Source organism: Colwellia marinimaniae (genome assembly GCF_002207865.1).
Classification (GTDB): domain Bacteria; phylum Pseudomonadota; class Gammaproteobacteria; order Enterobacterales; family Alteromonadaceae; genus Colwellia; species Colwellia marinimaniae.
Map to the genome: position 1 here is coordinate 1 of NZ_BDQM01000323.1, position 262 is coordinate 262.

Annotated in this window: 1 protein-coding gene; it reads right to left on the minus strand. The window is 44.7% G+C overall.

The window, feature by feature from the left end; all coding sequences use genetic code 11:
• Window positions 1–139: 139 nt before the first annotated feature.
• A partial coding sequence (locus tag MTCD1_RS19490) for a DUF188 domain-containing protein (protein WP_200818685.1) occupies window positions 140–262 on the minus strand: 123 nt, incomplete at its 5' end.

Sequence of the window (262 nt, forward strand, 5' to 3'; positions counted from 1 at the left end):
GAATAAGCAAAGGCGCCATGTGGCGCCTTGATTTTTACGAATCCTATCCCAGAATGAAATGTGAGCACCTGAGATAAATGTAGAAAACCAAAATTAAGGAAAACACAACATAGAAAAGTATCTGGTCAACCTAGAGATATTAAGCGGGTTTATGATGCTTAGTAATAAATCTATCGAGCTGATTGGCAAACGCCTGACGGTCACTCTGTCCCAAGGCTGCCGGGCCGCCAGTCTGTACACCACTGGCTCGCATGGTATCCAT